Source organism: Pseudomonas gingeri, assembly GCF_013385635.1.
GTDB lineage: Bacteria > Pseudomonadota > Gammaproteobacteria > Pseudomonadales > Pseudomonadaceae > Aquipseudomonas > Aquipseudomonas gingeri_A.
Window position 1 is genome coordinate 207,427 of record NZ_JACAPR010000010.1, and the last position, 15,464, is coordinate 222,890.

The 15,464-nt window shown below is 60.5% G+C and carries 19 protein-coding genes and 3 tRNA genes; 9 read left to right on the forward strand and 13 right to left on the reverse strand.

Features of this window, described 5'->3' with window-relative positions:
* Positions 1-191: 191 nt before the first annotated feature.
* From HX851_RS11260 to HX851_RS11285, 6 genes are all read left to right on the forward strand, one after another.
* Positions 192-1,286: an ABC transporter ATP-binding protein gene (locus tag HX851_RS11260; protein ID WP_177056491.1), complete on the forward strand. Its 1,095-nt coding sequence runs from the start codon at positions 192-194 to the stop codon at positions 1,284-1,286.
* Positions 1,286-2,383, forward strand: a complete 1,098-nt coding sequence (locus HX851_RS11265) for an ABC transporter ATP-binding protein (protein ID WP_177065364.1) — start codon at positions 1,286-1,288, stop codon at positions 2,381-2,383. The genes HX851_RS11260 and HX851_RS11265 overlap by 1 nt, the downstream gene beginning before the upstream one ends.
* Entirely contained in the window at positions 2,380-3,246 is an 867-nt protein-coding gene (locus HX851_RS11270; RefSeq protein WP_017129556.1) for a carbohydrate ABC transporter permease, read from the forward strand. The genes HX851_RS11265 and HX851_RS11270 overlap by 4 nt, the downstream gene beginning before the upstream one ends.
* Before the next feature lie 8 nt (positions 3,247-3,254).
* Positions 3,255-4,055, forward strand: coding sequence for a carbohydrate ABC transporter permease (locus HX851_RS11275; protein WP_177056489.1), 801 nt, complete (start codon positions 3,255-3,257; stop codon positions 4,053-4,055).
* Between the two features lie 11 nt (positions 4,056-4,066).
* Positions 4,067-4,339 carry a DUF2160 domain-containing protein gene (locus tag HX851_RS11280; protein ID WP_017129554.1) on the forward strand — a complete coding sequence of 91 codons (273 nt, stop codon included), beginning with the start codon at positions 4,067-4,069 and terminating at the stop codon, positions 4,337-4,339.
* Between the two features lie 70 nt (positions 4,340-4,409).
* Positions 4,410-6,176 (forward strand): ABC transporter substrate-binding protein, encoded by a 1,767-nt coding sequence (locus HX851_RS11285; protein ID WP_177056488.1) that lies wholly within the window; start codon positions 4,410-4,412, stop codon positions 6,174-6,176.
* Positions 6,177-6,241: 65 nt separating this feature from the next.
* On the opposite strand, the gene folD is transcribed toward HX851_RS11285, so the two are convergent.
* The gene (gene folD, locus HX851_RS11290) at positions 6,242-7,096 is read right to left on the reverse strand and encodes a bifunctional methylenetetrahydrofolate dehydrogenase/methenyltetrahydrofolate cyclohydrolase FolD (RefSeq protein WP_177065365.1); all 855 of its coding nucleotides are present in this window, start codon (positions 7,094-7,096) and stop codon (positions 6,242-6,244) included.
* A 279-nt stretch (positions 7,097-7,375) separates the two neighbouring features.
* Here folD and HX851_RS11295 point away from each other — a divergent pair.
* The 3 genes from HX851_RS11295 (at position 7,376) to HX851_RS11305 (ending at position 7,703) form a co-directional block, all read left to right on the forward strand.
* Positions 7,376-7,452 (forward strand) — tRNA-Arg (locus HX851_RS11295).
* A gap of 32 nt (positions 7,453-7,484) precedes the next feature.
* A tRNA-His gene (locus tag HX851_RS11300) sits at positions 7,485-7,560 on the forward strand.
* A gap of 58 nt (positions 7,561-7,618) precedes the next feature.
* A tRNA-Leu gene (locus HX851_RS11305) sits at positions 7,619-7,703 on the forward strand.
* Positions 7,704-7,712: 9 nt separating this feature from the next.
* Here the strand turns inward: HX851_RS11305 and HX851_RS11310 are convergent.
* From HX851_RS11310 to HX851_RS11365, 12 genes are all read right to left on the reverse strand, one after another.
* The gene (locus tag HX851_RS11310) at positions 7,713-8,804 is read right to left on the reverse strand and encodes a tyrosine-type recombinase/integrase (RefSeq protein ID WP_177065366.1); all 1,092 of its coding nucleotides are present in this window, start codon (positions 8,802-8,804) and stop codon (positions 7,713-7,715) included.
* On the reverse strand, positions 8,696-9,010 hold the full coding sequence (locus tag HX851_RS11315) for a helix-turn-helix domain-containing protein (RefSeq protein ID WP_177065367.1): 315 nt from the start codon (positions 9,008-9,010) through the stop codon (positions 8,696-8,698). The genes HX851_RS11310 and HX851_RS11315 overlap by 109 nt, the downstream gene beginning before the upstream one ends.
* A 36-nt stretch (positions 9,011-9,046) precedes the next feature.
* Positions 9,047-9,733 carry a hypothetical protein gene (locus HX851_RS11320; RefSeq protein WP_177065368.1) on the reverse strand — a complete coding sequence of 229 codons (687 nt, stop codon included), beginning with the start codon at positions 9,731-9,733 and terminating at the stop codon, positions 9,047-9,049.
* Positions 9,730-9,984, reverse strand: a complete 255-nt coding sequence (locus HX851_RS11325; protein WP_177065369.1) for a DUF3850 domain-containing protein — start codon at positions 9,982-9,984, stop codon at positions 9,730-9,732. The genes HX851_RS11320 and HX851_RS11325 overlap by 4 nt, the downstream gene beginning before the upstream one ends.
* A 67-nt stretch (positions 9,985-10,051) precedes the next feature.
* The gene (locus HX851_RS11330) at positions 10,052-10,453 is read right to left on the reverse strand and encodes a hypothetical protein (protein WP_177065370.1); all 402 of its coding nucleotides are present in this window, start codon (positions 10,451-10,453) and stop codon (positions 10,052-10,054) included.
* A 222-nt stretch (positions 10,454-10,675) separates the two neighbouring features.
* Positions 10,676-11,008 carry a hypothetical protein gene (locus tag HX851_RS11335; protein ID WP_177065371.1) on the reverse strand — a complete coding sequence of 111 codons (333 nt, stop codon included), beginning with the start codon at positions 11,006-11,008 and terminating at the stop codon, positions 10,676-10,678.
* A gap of 10 nt (positions 11,009-11,018) precedes the next feature.
* On the reverse strand, positions 11,019-11,252 hold the full coding sequence (locus tag HX851_RS11340) for a hypothetical protein (RefSeq protein WP_177065373.1): 234 nt from the start codon (positions 11,250-11,252) through the stop codon (positions 11,019-11,021).
* A gap of 56 nt (positions 11,253-11,308) precedes the next feature.
* Positions 11,309-11,917: a 3'-5' exonuclease gene (locus HX851_RS11345; protein ID WP_177065375.1), complete on the reverse strand. Its 609-nt coding sequence runs from the start codon at positions 11,915-11,917 to the stop codon at positions 11,309-11,311.
* A 65-nt stretch (positions 11,918-11,982) separates the two neighbouring features.
* Positions 11,983-12,810, reverse strand: a complete 828-nt coding sequence (locus HX851_RS11350) for a DNA translocase FtsK (RefSeq protein ID WP_177065377.1) — start codon at positions 12,808-12,810, stop codon at positions 11,983-11,985.
* An 8-nt stretch (positions 12,811-12,818) separates the two neighbouring features.
* A complete protein-coding gene (locus tag HX851_RS11355) occupies positions 12,819-13,019 on the reverse strand; it encodes a hypothetical protein (RefSeq protein ID WP_177065379.1) in 201 nt (66 codons plus the stop codon).
* Positions 13,020-13,032: 13 nt separating this feature from the next.
* Positions 13,033-14,676, reverse strand: a complete 1,644-nt coding sequence (locus tag HX851_RS11360) for a YqaJ viral recombinase family protein (protein ID WP_177065381.1) — start codon at positions 14,674-14,676, stop codon at positions 13,033-13,035.
* A complete protein-coding gene (locus HX851_RS11365) occupies positions 14,663-15,424 on the reverse strand; it encodes a recombinase family protein (protein WP_177065383.1) in 762 nt (253 codons plus the stop codon). The genes HX851_RS11360 and HX851_RS11365 overlap by 14 nt, the downstream gene beginning before the upstream one ends.
* Between the last annotated feature and the right edge of the window lie 40 nt (positions 15,425-15,464).

Here is a 15,464-nt window from a genome sequence, read left to right on the forward strand (position 1 = left end):
TCGAAGTGTTCATCTGTTCACTCCTGGTTGTTCATTTCTGTTCAGTGGCGAATCTGCCACGCCATCCTGTCTTCACCTCCCAGCGCTCTGGCCCGAGGGCTTGCGCGCTGTTTTTCGTTTCTGGCACGGATGTCGCTCTGTCCGTCGGGCGATGTGTGGCATTTGATTTCAATAATAAAAAAGGTCGAGCCATGTCTTTAACGTTGGAGCGCGTCAGCCGTGTGGTCGAGGGGCAGACCTGGATCAATGAGGCGAGCCTGAGTTTCGAACCCGGATCCTTCAATGTCCTGCTGGGGCGTACGCTGTCCGGCAAGACCAGTCTTATGCGCCTGATGGCGGGCCTGGACAAGCCCGACGGCGGACGGGTGCTGATGAATGGCGTGGATGTCACCGGGCGTCCGGTGCGCTTGCGCAATGTGTCGATGGTCTACCAGCAGTTCATCAACTACCCGACCATGACGGTGTTCGAGAATATTGCCTCGCCCTTGCGCCAGGCGCGGATGCCGGCGGAGCAGATCCAGGCCAAGGTGCTGGAGACGGCGCGGATGCTGCGGATCGAGAAGTTCCTGCAACGCCACCCCCTTGAACTTTCCGGCGGCCAGCAGCAGCGCACGGCGATGGCCCGGGCGCTGGTCAAGGACGCCGAGTTGATCCTGTTCGACGAACCGCTGGTCAACCTCGACTACAAGTTGCGTGAAGAGCTGCGCCAGGAAATGCGCGAGTTGTTCAAGGCGCGCCATACCATTGCCGTATATGCCACCACCGAGCCCAACGAAGCCCTGGCCCTGGGCGGCACCACCACCATTGTCCACGAAGGGCGGATCATCCAGAGCGGCAGCACGCCGGCGGTCTATCACCAGCCGCAGACGGTGCTGGCGGCCGAGCTGTTTTCCGAGCCGCCGATCAACCTGATGCCGGGGCGGATTCTCGGCAATGAGGTCAGTTTCGCCAATTTCGTGCACTTTCCGCTGAATGTCGACCTGCGCCCCATCGGCGAAGGCGAGTTTCGTTTCGGTGTGCGGCCAAGTCATATCTGCCTGGTCCCGAGCAACGACGACGATCTGGAGCTGGCGGTGACCGTGGAACTGGCGGAAATCAGCGGATCGGAGACTTTTCTCCATGTGCGCAACGAGCATTTCCAACTGGTGCTGCATCTGCCCGGGGTGCATGCCTACGACGTCGACGCCTCGATTCGTATCTATATCCCGACCCACAAACTATTCGTGTTCGACGGGCAGGGCCGCCTGGTCCAGGCCCCCGGTCGACGTGTTGCGAGGGTTGCCTGATGGCCCGGATTCACTTGCAGAACCTCGCCCACAGCTACAGCAAGAGCCCGGCGGGCCCCGAGGATTACGCGATTCACGAGATGAACCATATCTGGGAGCAGGGTGGCGCCTATGCGCTGCTCGGGCCATCGGGGTGTGGCAAGTCGACCTTGCTCAATATCATTTCCGGGCTGCTCAGTCCGTCGCAGGGGCAGGTGTTGTTCGACACCACGGTGGTCAACGACCTGAGCCCGGAAAAACGCAATATTGCCCAGGTGTTCCAGTTCCCGGTGGTCTACGACACCATGACGGTGTTCGACAACCTGGCCTTTCCCCTGCGCAACCAGGGCATGGCCGAGTCGCGGGTGTTGAGCAAGGTCCAGGAAATCGCCGACGTGCTCGACCTGCAGCCGCTGTTGCAGCGCAAGGCCAGTAACCTCAGCGCCGATGAAAAGCAGAAGGTTTCGATGGGGCGCGGGCTGGTACGCGACGACGTCTCGGCGATCCTCTTCGACGAGCCGCTGACGGTGATCGACCCACACCTGAAGTGGAAGCTGCGGCGCAAGCTCAAGCAGATCCATGAGCAGTTCAATATCACCATGGTCTACGTGACCCACGATCAGTTGGAGGCCTCGACCTTCGCCGACAAGATCGCCGTGATGTATGGCGGGCAGATCGTCCAGTTCGGTACGCCGCGGGAGTTGTTCGAGCGGCCGGGCCATACCTTTGTCGGCTATTTCATCGGCAGTCCGGGGATGAACCTGATCGACGTGCAGCCCCGGCCTGGTGGCGTCGGCTTTGCCGATACCCATCTGGAACTGTCCGACGCCCTGCAGCAGCGGATCGCCGCTGGTGGCTGGAGCCGCCTGCAGGTCGGTATTCGTCCGGAATTCGTGCATGTCTGGGATGAAGCCTACGAGGAAGCGCTGTGTGCCGAAGTCCGGCATGTCGAGGATCTCGGGACCTACAAGATCATGACCCTGGAGCTGGATGGTCAGTTGCTCAAGGTGCGCTTGCAGGAAGACAAGCCGGTGCCGCAAGGCAAGGCCTGGATCAGTTTCCCGGCGCAATGGCTGATGGTCTATGCCGATGATCGCCTGCTGGAGGTCAACCCATGAACAAGGTGCAGAACAACAAGGCCTGGTGGCTGGTGCTGCCGGTCTTCCTGCTGGTGGCATTCAGCGCCGTGGTGCCGATGATGACCGTGGTCAACTATTCGGTGCAGGACATCTTCGATCAGTCCAGCCGCTACTTCGTCGGCGCCGACTGGTATCGGCAGGTATTGCAGGATCCGCGCCTGCACGACTCGCTGCTGCGCCAGTTCATCTATTCGGCTTGTGTCCTGGCGATCGAGATCCCCCTGGGCATCGCCATCGCCCTGACCATGCCGACCAAGGGTCGCTGGTCTTCGCTGGTACTGATCGTGCTGGCGATTCCGCTGCTGATCCCGTGGAACGTGGTCGGGACCATCTGGCAGATCTTCGGTCGGGCGGATATCGGCCTGCTGGGCTGGACCCTCAATGCCCTGGGCCTGAGCTACAACTATGCGGCCAATACCATGGACGCCTGGGTCACGGTGCTGGTGATGGATGTCTGGCACTGGACCTCGCTGGTGGCGCTGCTGTGCTATTCGGGGCTGCGGGCGATTCCGGATGTCTACTACCAGGCGGCGCGGATCGACCGGGCCTCGGCCTGGGCGGTATTCCGGCATATCCAGCTGCCGAAGATGAAGAGCGTGTTGTTGATCGCGGTGATGCTGCGTTTCATGGACAGTTTCATGATCTACACCGAGCCCTTCGTGCTGACGGGCGGCGGGCCGGGTAACGCCACTACCTTCCTCAGCCAGACCCTGACCCAGATGGCTATCGGGCAATTCGACCTGGGCCCGGCGGCGGCGTTTTCGCTGGTGTACTTCCTGATCATCCTGCTGGTGTCCTGGCTGTTCTATACCGCCATGACCCACGCCGATGCCAAGCGCTGAGGTCTGTCATGAATGCACGCAAGCTGGTTCCCCTGCTGATCTACATCCTGTTCCTGCTGGTGCCGATCTACTGGCTGCTGAACATGTCGTTCAAGAGCAATACCGAGATCCTCGGCGGGCTGACCCTGTTCCCGCAGGATTTCACCCTGGCGAACTATCGGGTGATCTTCACCGATCCGAGCTGGTACAGCGGTTATATCAACTCGTTGTACTACGTCAGCCTGAACACGGTGATTTCCCTGACCGTGGCGCTGCCGGCGGCCTATGCCTTCTCGCGTTATCGGTTTCTCGGCGACAAGCACCTGTTCTTCTGGCTGCTGACCAACCGCATGGCGCCGCCGGCGGTATTCCTGCTGCCGTTCTTCCAGCTGTATTCGTCCATCGGCCTGTTCGATACGCCGATTGCCGTGGCCCTGGCGCATTGCCTGTTCAATGTGCCGTTGGCGGTGTGGATCCTGGAGGGGTTCATGTCCAGCGTGCCGAAGGAAATCGACGAAACCGCCTATATCGACGGTTACAGCTTTCCCAAGTTCTTCGTGAAGATCTTCGTCCCGTTGATTGGCTCGGGGATCGGCGTGACGGCGTTCTTCTGCTTCATGTTTTCCTGGGTCGAGTTGTTGCTGGCGCGCACCCTGACGTCGGTCAACGCCAAGCCGATCGCCGCGGTGATGACCCGCACGGTGTCTGCCTCGGGGATCGATTGGGGGGTGCTGGCGGCGGCAGGGGTGTTGACTATCCTGCCCGGAGTGCTGGTGATCTGGTTTGTTCGTAATCACGTGGTCAAGGGCTTTGCCCTCGGCCGGGTCTGAGGAGTCGCATGATGGATTGGATGGCCTGGACCCCACTGACCGCCGCCTTTTTCGGGGCTATCGCGTTGCTGCTGATCGGCATGACGGTCTGGGAGCTGCGTTCACCTTGTATTGAACGGCGGGGTTTTCTGCCGATCACCACCAGTCGTGGCGATCGTTTGTTTATCGGGCTCCTGGGCAGCGCCTACCTGCATCTGCTGGTAATCGGTGTCACCGACTGGAGTCTGTGGATCGGGTCGTTGCTGGCCCTGGTATGGCTGTTGGTGGTGATGCGCTGGGGTTAGCCGGCAAGCACGGCGACTGATCCCGGATCTCTTGGGAAGCGAGCTACGTAGGAATCATCTGGAGGTGTCTATGTTCTATAAAAACAATAAGCTTCGACATAGCGTGACGTTGGCTTCGATGCTGGCGCTCAGTGGCTTGAGCGCGACAGCCTGGGCGGATGCCTACGAAGATGCGGCGAAAAAATGGATTGGCGCGGAGTTCAAGCCCTCGACCCTGACCCCCGAGCAGCAGCTCGCGGAACTGGAGTGGTTTATCAAGGCTGCCGAGCCCTTTCGCGGGATGGATATCAAGGTGGTTTCGGAAACCCTGACCACCCACGAATACGAATCCAAGACCCTGGCCAAGGCCTTTACCGAAATCACCGGGATCAAGGTGACCCATGACCTGCTGCAGGAAGGCGATGTGATCGAAAAGATCCAGACCCAGATGCAGTCGGACAAGAACATCTACGATGGCTGGGTCAACGACTCCGACCTGATCGGTACGCATTTCCGTTATGGCAAGGCGCAGTCCCTGGACGAACTGATGGCCAGCGATGCGGGTAAGAAGGTCACTTCGCCGACCCTGGATATCAAGGACTTCATCGGCCTGTCCTTTACCACCGCGCCGGACGGCAAGGTCTATCAGCTACCCGACCAGCAGTTCGCCAACCTCTACTGGTTCCGTGCCGACTGGTTCGAGCGCGCGGACCTGAAGGCCAAGTTCAAGGCGAAGTACGGTTATGAGCTCGGGGTGCCGGTCAACTGGTCGGCCTATGAGGACATTGCCAAGTTCTTCAGCGAAGACGTCAAGGAGATCGACGGCAAGCGCGTCTATGGCCACATGGACTATGGCAAGAAGGATCCGTCTCTCGGCTGGCGTTTCACCGATGCCTGGTTCTCCATGGCCGGCGGCGGCGACAAGGGCCTGCCCAACGGTTTGCCGGTGGATGAGTGGGGGATCCGGGTGGAGAACTGCCATCCGGTGGGCTCAAGCATTACCCGCGGCGGCGATACCAACGGTCCGGCAGCGGTCTTCGCCACTCAGAAATACATCGACTGGCTCAAGGCCTATGCACCTCCCGAGGCGGCGGGCATGACCTTCTCCGAGTCCGGGCCCGTACCTTCGCAGGGCAATATTGCCCAGCAGATCTTCTGGTACACCGCATTCACCGCCGACATGACCAAGCCGGGATTGCCGGTGATGAATGCCGACGGCACGCCAAAGTGGCGGATGGCACCGTCGCCCAAGGGGCCTTACTGGAAGGAAGGCATGAAGCTGGGGTATCAGGACGTCGGCTCCTGGACCTTCCTTTATTCGACACCCGAGAAGCAGCGACTGGCGGCCTGGCTCTACGCGCAATTCGTGACCTCGAAAACCGTGTCCCTGAAGAAAACCATCGTTGGCCTGACACCGATTCGTGAGTCGGACATCAATTCCCAGGCCATGACCGACCTGGCGCCGAAGCTGGGCGGCCTCGTGGAGTTCTACCGCAGCCCGGCGCGGGTGCAGTGGACACCGACCGGTACCAACGTCCCGGATTATCCGAAGCTGGCACAGTTGTGGTGGAGCCATGTGGCCGAAGCCGTGACGGGCGAGAAGACCGCGCAGCAGGCGCTGGATGGCCTGGCCAAGGATCAGGACGCGATCCTGACCCGGCTTGAGCGCTCCAAGGCGCAGGAAAAGAGCGGTTGTGCGCCGAAGATGAACCCGGAAACCACGGCCGAGGAGTGGTACAAGAAGGGTGAGGCCGCCGGTGGCGCCGCACCACAGCGCAAGCTGGCCAACGAGAAGCCGAAGGGCGAGACCATCAACTACAACGAACTGCTGAAAAGCTGGGCGGCTGCCCGCAAGTAATCAGGCAGGGCTGTAAAACGACAAAGGCACCCGAGGGTGCCTTTGTCGTTGATGACGGTTGACCGTCAGGCATGCAGCGACTCGGACGCATACAGGGTGTTTTCCAGCAGGCAGGCGCGGGTCATCGGGCCGACGCCGCCCGGCACCGGAGTGATCCAGCCGGCACGGGGCAGGGCGGTGTCATACACCACGTCGCCGACCAGCTTGCCGTCTTCCTGGCGGTTGATGCCCACGTCGATGACGATGGCGCCTTCCTTGATCCACTCGCCCTTGACCAGTCCCGGCTTGCCGGCGGCGACCACCACCAGGTCGGCACGGCCGACATGGCCGGCGAGGTCCTTGGTGAAGCGGTGGGTCACGGTCACGGTGCAACCGGCCAGCAGCAGTTCCATGGCCATCGGCCGGCCGACGATATTCGACGCGCCGACGATCACTGCATCCATCCCGTAAAGGTCGGCACCGGTGCTTTCCAGCAGGGCCATGATGCCTTTCGGGGTGCAGGGGCGCAGCAGCGGGATACGTTGGGCCAGGCGACCGACGTTATAAGGATGGAAACCATCCACGTCCTTGTCCGGGCGAATGCGTTCCAGCAGCTTTGAAGCGTCCAGGTGGGCCGGCAGGGGCAACTGCAGCAGCACGCCGTCAATGCCCGGATCGTCATTCAGGCGATCGATCAGCTCGGCCAGTGCCTGTTGTGTGGTTTCGCTAGGCAAGTCATAGGCTTGGGAAATGAAGCCGACTTCTTCACAGTCCTTGCGCTTGTGCGAGACATAAACCTGGGACGCAGGATCGCTGCCGACCAGAATCACAGCAAGGCCTGGCGTACGCAGGCCCTGCTGGCGACGCTCGGCGACACGTTTGGCGATCTGCTGGCGCAGGCGGGCGGCGATCGCTTTGCCGTCGATTAGTTGTGCAGTCATGACGCGTGATTAACCATCGAAAGGGGTTGAAAAAGAGTGCGCATTCTCGCACGCCATGGCCCAAGGGCAAAGGCGCTTGGTCTGGTTATTCCCCTAACTCCTTTATATTTCTGAATTTTTTTCAAAAAAGAGTTGACGACCTTCAGGCTCACCTATAACATTCGTCGCACTTGTCGGGCACAGCCTAGCACTGGTTGAGAAGGTCGAGCAGAGTTGATGTCTAGCTCAGCAAGATTGAAGCTCTTAGTTTGTAGTCGTAATAGAATACAGATTAATAAGGCGCCCGTAGCTCAGCTGGATAGAGCATCCGCCTTCTAAGCGGATGGTCGCAGGTTCGAGTCCTGCCGGGTGCGCCATTAGGCAGCTTTGGCACAAGTAACGCAATATGGTGGGCGTAGCTCAGTTGGTAGAGCACAGGATTGTGACTCCTGTTGTCGTGGGTTCGATCCCCATCGTCCACCCCATATTCGAATAAAGACGCCAGATTAATCATCTGGCGTCTTTGCTTTAAAAGTTTGACCCGCGGACGTGGTGGAATTGGTAGACACACTGGATTTAGGTTCCAGCGCCGCGAGGCGTAAGAGTTCGAGTCTCTTCGTCCGCACCACTTTATAAATCAAGCACTTACCAACTTTAGGCCTACCTCCTGTAGCCCGGCTGGATTCTCAGTGTAGCTAGATTGTGACAACGGCTGATCAAGCACGCTCACCGCATTACGCACCCTGGTCGGTGCAAGGTGGGCGTACTTCTCGGTCATTTGTATTGTCGAATGTCCGAGCAGATCCCTGATTTCAATCAGCGGCACCCCGGAAGAAACAAGCCACGCTGCGCACGTATGACGCAGGTCGTGTATCGTGAAGTCCGTTATTCCCGCCTTTTCGCAAGCACCGTCGAACCCTTCTGACAAATCGACAACCCTTGCGCCGTTCTTCCTCGAAAATACCCATGGCGTTGTCGGGCAGTGCTCGGCCCGCATCGCCATTCTTCCCTTCAGCGCCGACAGCGATCCCTCATTGAGTGGGATGCTTCTGCGTTTCGACGCCTTCGTGTGCTCGCCGTCCAGGTAGATCAACCGGTTGGCAAAGTCCACGCGGCGCCATTCAAGCCCCAACATCTCTTCCTTGCGACAACCCGTGTTCACCGCCAACCGAATGAAGTCCTCGAGCATGAAACCGAATCGCTGCTTTCGAGCGATCCGGCACAGGGCATCGACCTCGGCGCGGGTGATCCAGCGTACGCGGCCTTCGGGCTCCTTCATCTTGCGACCCTTCACCGGGTTCGGCAGCTTCCACTCCAGTTCAACCACGCACCAGTTGATGGCCGCCGACAGCGCCGCCAGTTCCCTGTTGATGGTCGCCGGCGACTTGCCGGCCTTCGCCCTGGCCGATGAATACTCCCGGATCTCTCTGCCGGATAGGTCGTTCATGACCAGGCCGGCGAAGTGATCACGCAGCGCTTTGACTCTGTACTGGGTTGTTTCGAAGCTCTTCTGTGCGCTGGCAGCCTGGCTCAGGTATTCAACCATCACTTCTTCGAAGGTCCTGGGCGGATCAACGCCCAGTTCCTTTTCCCTCCATGCTTGGGCCCGGTGCTCCTGCTCTATGGCCTTGGCTGCTGAATGGTCTTCGGTGCCAGCAGAGCGTCTAACGTACGTGCCATCTGCTGCGGTGTAGCTGATCCACCAAATTTTTCCTCTCTTGTAGGGCATACATTTTCCTTGTCTTGTACGCCGCCCGCGTCGGCGAGGGTATCAGGGATACCCGCCTCGATCATCTGGACGAGCTTGTCATAGTGGATGCGCAGCGGGCCGAAGCCGCGCACGCAGGGGATTTTTCCGGCTTTCGCCAGGGCGTAGGCAGTCGTGCGACCGATGCTCAGCATTGCGGCCGCCTGTGCGATTGAGATCAGGCGCATTTGGTGCTCCAGGCCGTGGCGGCCGGTGAAGGTGCGTCAGTCGACGCCGTTGTCGAGCCCGTCGTATTCGCCGGGGCCGCGGGGGATGTGTATTGCTGGTTGACTCTCGCGATCGACCTTTTCGGTGGCGGCGATGTCCTCGATCTTGATCAGTTCGGCGACTTCCTCGGCCAGGGCCTCGAACTTGTCGTCGTACTCCATGGCCGCCTCAAGCAGCGGGTTATACAGTTCCTTGAGCAGGGCGGTCTGAGCCGCGAGCCTGGCGGTCAGATCAGCCACCGCTACCGACGCGGGCTGCTCGGCGTAGAGCATGTCTCCGCGCTGCAAGGGGTTGCCGTTTTCACCATAGATGAATTCGATGAACAACCCATCATCGCTCTCGTCTACGATAGCCACTGGCTCGCCCTCGCCCTGGGGCTTGTTCTCCAGCTTCTCGCGCAGCTCCAGCGCTTCGCGTTTCCAGCTATCCCCGGCCCCCACTTCTGTGCGTAAGGCTGCACGCAGGGTTTCTATATCATCCTGGGGTTGGGCGGCCGTAGGAGCATCTAGTCGAGTCTGCCAACTACTGCCGCATTCACCGCACACCCAACCTGCTGAATCGTCAGGCGCATCCAGCAGGGCGCGCAGCCTTTGAGCTACCGGGCTTTTCCAGTCGGTCAACTCGTCGTGTGCCGCTTGCAGGTCCGCACGCGGCACGCCATCAATCGTTTGGTCGGTGGTCATGGCTTCATTCCGTAGAGTTCGAACGCGAAGACCACGTAGTCTTCTTTCTGCTCGTAGTTGAGGACGTAGGTGATCCGGCCTTTGGCCTGGCGCCCGGTAGTCACGTTGTGGCTGATTTCACTGACTTCGTGAAACAACACCTCGTCACCAGCCTGGAAGCCGCGATCATTGTTCCGGCGAATCTCAAACGTCTTGATGCGCTCCAGCACAGGTTCGAAAAAGCACTTACGGATCTTGAGTTCATGCAGCATAAATCACCTCAGAAAATCAGTTGTGCCAGTGCCAGCAGGCACCAGCAGTAGGCGGGGAGTTGGGCTTTCATGGTTTTCGCGCCGCAGCCGGTTCAGGAGATCCGCAAAGATGGTGATCCATATGCTCGCGGCAATCCTGCTCGGTGTAACCACAATCGGGGCAGCGAGGCGGTGAAGGAATGCGCGCCGTTTTTCGGTCGCCCCAAAAGTCGGTAACCAGCTGGCAGATATCAGCCTCAAGCTCCAGGTGCTTTTCTCTTGTCAGTTCACCGGTATCAAGAATGCACTCCAAAAGCGCGATGGCCGAATCTACCCGCTCATCCGCTGCGGTCAGGCGCTTTTGCAGGGCGTCACGCTCGGCGGTTACGCGGTCGTGATCGGCGCACAGTACAACGTTGATTCGGCCAAGACCGCCGCAGCCTTCAGCAGGCTCGCCAGTGAAAAGGTGGTAACGCTTAACTTCGTTCATGATTTCTCCTTCGCGCGCAGCTCGGCCATTGCCGCCTGGCGCCTCTTGCTGCATTTGTCGTGGTTGCCATGGGCCCGTGACTTGTTGCACTGGTCGCACATGACGTTGAGGTCGAGCGCCTTCATGGGGCGCCCGCGTATTTCGACTTTTCGGCGGAGGGCGGTCACCGGCGCGGCCCTCGGTAGATGTGCTGGAGCATGAACAGCACGGCGAAGATCGGGATCATGGCCGCGCCTCCAACAGCTCGATCACGTCCTTGATGCCCTTGGCGTAGCTGGCGGGCCTGCTGATCGCCGCCCGAATAAGGGCTTGTATCAGCTTCTGGATATGGCTCGACTCAGTGAGCGTGTCGCCTGCGCAGCGGATCATCTCGAGCGCGAAGCCACGGCCTTCCAGGTACATGACGCGATTGATCGGGCCGCTGGTGTCGATCTCGCTGATGTCCAGGCGGACAAGGACCTCGGCGAAGGTCTGCGGGACGCGGGGTTTCGGTTGAGGAACGGGCAAAGCCTTGCCCAGGGCGCTGGCGAGCGCCTGTTGTGCGATGGGGTTCATGGGGGTTGCCTCACATCCGGAACGATTGATGGATGAGCGCCGGCCGGGCCTGGTCGCCGCCCCGTACCTCGCAAACGAACTGGTGCCGCTCGCGGTTTTTCGCGCTGAGCGATGCAGTCATTGCCGGCAGGGCGCCGATGCAGCGTTCGTATGCGTCTGCGCCGTCGAAGCGCTCGACGGGCAGGGCCTTGCAGTCCGTGCGCGTTGCGTCCGCGCACAGGTAGAGCAGAAGGAGGGCTGTCATGGGCGGCGTCCTTGAAAGAGAGGCGCCGGCCAACGCCAGCGCTCGGTATTACTGGGTCAAGCCACCTGAGCAGGCGGGTTCATGGCGAAGTAGATACGGGCGCATGCTTCGGTGTCTGGCCGGGCGCGGTGGCCACCGACCAACTCTTCGCCGGTGAAGTGCAGCAGAGCCTCGGCCACGGTCGGGACCTTGAACTGCTTGCCGAAGCCGGCGGCGATCATCTTGGGGGTTGGCGGGCACTGAACAATGTTCTTGCTCGACTGACAGGTGCAGTAGCCCGGGGTGCTCTTGAAGGCTTCGGCCGCCTCCTTGCCCCGGTACCGCGACAGCGCAATGCGCATGATCCGGTCGTCGAACGCGATGTTGTGGGCGATGCGCAGGCCAGCTCGGTCGTGGATGGCCATGAAGCCGTCCAGCGCTTCGGCCTCCGGGATGCCCATATCCATTGCCATTTCGGTGGTGATGCCGTGGATCACGGCGACCTCATTCGGTATCACCCAGCCATCAGGGCGGACCATTGCTTCGAAGGAGTAGACCAGGGTTCCGTCCGGGCTGTAGGCCAGGATGCAGATGTCCACCAGGTGGGGCTGGCGCGGGTCTTCGCTCGGCTCTTTGAACAGCGGCAGGCCGGTAGTTTCGGTGTCGTAGGGGGTGAGAAGATTCATAGGGGCTTTCCTTTGGACAAAAAAGAAGGCGCCCGGAGGCGCCTGGTGGTGTTGCGTGGATGGGTTTAAATCACGTCTTCCAGCTTGGCGATGACCTTGAAGCTGTGGTCAAACGCCGATTCACCCTCGGTTTCAATTTCAAGCACCTTGTCATCGAGCAGGCGCAGCAGCAGGGTGGCCGCCCTGTCGCTATCGATGGCCAGGCGGCTTTGCACCCAGTGGCCCTTGAACGCTCTGGCCTTTGCCTTCAGCACGATCAGTTGCTTGGCATCTTCGTAGGTGAAGTCACCGAACTCCTTGCCCTCGGCGACCTGCTTATTCGGCTTGCCGGCGTTGACCAGTGCATCCAGTTCTTCCTGGGTGCCCAGCTGCACGGGCTGACCGTCCGGTTCGTCTGGCCCGGTGGGCTTGCCATCGAACAGGCCGCGGTTGATATCGCTGCTATGCAGCGGCAGGTCGCGCTGGTCGCGCTCCGGGCGGATGCTGTCCAGCGCCTCGTTGTAATCGTTCGGGGCCAGCACCAACAAACACAGCTTGCCGGCCACGTCGATCAAGCCATGTCGGTTCGGGTCCTGGGCATCGATCACGCCGGTCACCGTGATGCTCTTCGCCTTGAACTTCGCGTCGGCTACGATCAACGGGATCGTGTCAACACTGCGCGAGCTGATGATGCAGACGGCGGTCATGACGGCGTTTTCGGCTTTCTCAGTGATGCGGTCGATCACCTCTTGCTGCTGGCCCTCGTTCAGCTTTGAGAAAGGCGCTGCAATGTTCTTCAGTTCGAACATTGCAGCTTCGACCAGGTCCCGCACCAACAGCTCATGAGCCAGCACTGACGGCATGACGCCGTGCAGTTTTGCGTTTTCGATTGCGTCCAAGTGTTCAATTTTCATTGGGATTCCTACGCTTTCGCGATGCGTTCGAGCTTCTGCTGCTGGGCAGGGCTCAGGTTTGTGTGAGCGCCGTAGCGCTTGAATGAGTGCTGCATGTTTTCGACAAACTCGATTTCCCAGGAGCCGCTGGCATGAAGGTCAGCGGCGGCTAGCAGGGCCTGGAACTCTTCGAGGCTGTCGTAAAGCTCGATGACGCTCTGTGATGGCATTGCGATTGCTCCATCAGGCGGCGGCCTGCCCGTGCTGCACGGCCTGGATGTGGCTGATCAGGGCATCGCAGATAAGCGGGAAGTCGCTGGCGCGGTACAGCATCGCCGAGCGCTCACGCGCAACAGCTTCGAAGCCCAACGAACCCAGGAAGTCGGCGGTAAGGGTGAAGCCCAGGCGGCCGCAGATATCGCCAAGCTTCATGCGCTGGCCATCGTCGGCGGGCTGCTGAACTGCTGCGGCCGTCTTGATCGGCGTGGCGGTCACCGGCGCCGGCTGTTCCGTGGCCTTCACTGGCTGCTCAACAACCGGATCAGTAACCTGCTGTTGCTGCTGGGCTGCCAGTTGCTGCGCCTTTTCCTCTTCCTGGCGTGCCAGTTCGGCCTGCTGCTGTTCGTGATCGCTGATCCGAATCTTGATCATGGCAATCAGGCCATCATTGGGTTTCATCACCAGATCCTGGGCATCGGCGAACAGGAACTTATGGTTCGCCGCCAGTTCGTTCAGGCTGGCCAGGTTCACGCGGATACCGTCGGCGATCCGACTGGCTTCGATCTTCGCCCGGGCCAACTCGGCGTCGGCTGCCTCCTTGAGGCTGGACACCGTCTTCTTGCCCTTGATGGCGCCGGCGAAGTCGGCCGGAACCTGCGGCATACGAATTTGCCCGCCCAGCGTGCCGTTGATCTGGTCAATGTGGGCCTGCAGGGACTTGGCGGCATCCATCACGATGTCGCTACGGATGAAGTCCTTGCGGGTCTTCACCAGCTTTTCCAGCTCCAGGCGCTTGCGCCGCGTCTCGGCTGTGATGTCATCAATCGCCTTGAACAGCACGTCGATGCTCTCGGTTTGGCTCAGGGCGTGTTCTTTCGCGGCCTTGAGCTTGTTCTCGACGTCGCTGCACCACTTGACCGTCTCGTCAGCGTCGGCGAAGTCTTTGTCCGTTTTCAGCTCGGTGTTGATGTTGCTGATAACGGTGAGGGCGTGCGACTTGAAGGCGTCCAGGTTGCTGGCGGTGACCATGCCCGTTACGTCGATGCGCAGCGCCGGCAACTGATCAGGAGCGGCGCCGATCACATCGACCTTGGCTTCCTGCAGGACGAATTCGCCCAGGTCCTGTTCAAACTGAGCCCAACCGGCGATCAGTTCTTCACGGCGCCCGGGGACCGGGGTGTATTCCATGCTGACGTACTTGTCGCGGGTGCCATCCGAGCAGACGAACAGCACGCGTTCGGCACCGCTCACCAGTAGTTGCTGCTCAAGCTGCCAGTAGTAGTGGGGCTCCAGCTCGCCGGCGCGGATCTGCGTTGCGACCTTCTCGTTCCACAGTTTGTGTTCGAACAGGACATCACCCAGCATCGTGGCGCCGTCCATCGAAGCCAGCAGGTTGCCGCTGGTGCCGACGACTGGATACAGCTCTTCGCCGATATCTTCCTCGGCCAGGGGGCGCGCCATTTCCTCAGTGGCATGCCCGCGGTCGAACGCGGCCTGCTGCTGCTGCGTGACATCCGGAACAATGCCGGTCTTTTTCATCGCCAGCAGATCGTTGCGGGTCTGGAACTTCGATGCGCCCATCATCGCGGGCGCCTCCGAGGCGGTGAAGTGGCTTGCGCGAAGGGCCAGCCATTCCGGCGTGCCCTGCTGGACGTTATGCACTTTCATTGGTGGCTTCTCCTTCGATTGGGGCGAGGGCGCGGATGCGCTCTTCTTGCTCCGGGGTGATGGTGTATTTGCTGGTAATGGTTGAAATGATGTGGTCTGGATCCGTGCGGCCTCCAGCGATCAGGCCACGCCACTTCTCGCTGCTTTCCTCGAGCTTGCTGTCCGGGTAGGCCGGCAGCAGCTTCGGCTCTTCGGTCTTGCGGGGCAGGGACTGGTTGAGTTCGCGCTCGGTCGGGATGTCTTGGACTTCCTCGGCCATCGGCATGCCGCGCAGCACGTCGGGGAACACGTCGCGCAGGGCGAAGGACCGGGCGCGCATCTGGCGCATGCGCTTCGGGTACTGGGCCCAGGGGCCTTGCTTGCCCTTGAGTCCGGCCTGCTGGGCGTCGGTCATGCTGAACGTGCGGGTCTGTTCGTCTTCGCCGACACGCTTGACCCGGCAGGACGCCGTCTCGCCGTCATCGGTTTCGTACACGTACTCACACAGCGGCGAGCTGCGGACCAGCGCAATTACCGCGTCACCCCAAAGCGATGGGCGCCCGTTGATGACCGCAATGCTTTGCATGGCCTGCATGGGCTGCAGGCCCAGCTCCATACCCCACTGCACGGCCACCAGGATGTTGGCGGGCTTGCGCTGAAAGTCTTTCGGGACAATGTCGGACGCGGACAAGAAGTCGGCGAATTTCAACGCCTCTTCGATGTTCTGTGGCGCCAGGCTGAACACTGGCTTGATGGTTAATTCGGACACAAGAGATTCCTTGCCGCGACGTGCGCAGCATTGAGGGTTG